A 762-nucleotide genomic window follows, 5' to 3' on the forward strand; every position below is an offset into this window, starting at 1 on the left:
GCCTTCGTTTGAAGCAACTTTAAACCCATACCAATAAAAATCAGTCCTGTTACTTTATTTAGAATCATTCCTACCTTTTGATTTCCTCTTAATTTTTTTGTGACATATGAAGAGAAAAAAGCAACAAATAAACACCACAATAGTCCAGTTACTGTAAAAGTAATTCCTAAAATGATAAAAGGCATAGGACCTGAAGCCTTTGTATCTATAAATTGCGGAAGAAACGCAATAAAGAATAAAGAGACTTTTGGATTCGTAAGACTTGTTAAGAGTCCTTGTAAATATATCTTTCTAATGTTCAATTTATTGGATGAGGCTTGAAAAGCTACATTTGTCTTATCAAGTATCATTTTAATTCCTAAATATACAAGATAGATAACACCTATAACCTTAATGGTGTTAAATAACACAATGGATTTTGTAAGTATAATAGATAAACCAAAAGCAACCAATAATGTATGAACTAAAGAACCAGTAATAATACCAAAAACAGAATACACACCTGCTTTTCTACCTTGTGAAATACTTCTCCCCACAATATACATGGTGTCTGCACCAGGAATTAGATTTAATAAAATCCCTGTTAGTAAAAACACTTCGTAATTAATAATACCGTACATTCTAGCACCCCTATCTATTTTTTTGGCGCCCTTATTGATATTAAATGAAATAAAAGAAAAATAAAAGTGTTTTCTATTTATTCAATAAAATTAGTGGATTTTCGATTTACAACCGATAAAACTGATGGAGTGTATCATTCGT

At 30.1% G+C, this 762-nt stretch carries 1 protein-coding gene; it reads right to left on the bottom strand.

The window, feature by feature from the left end:
• On the bottom strand, positions 1-620 hold a 620-nt coding region (locus AC1DJR_RS32185), incomplete at its 3' end, for a LysE family translocator (RefSeq protein WP_477004491.1).
• Positions 621-762 lie beyond the last annotated feature (142 nt).

This window comes from Bacillus sp. 05T31, assembly GCF_056396725.1.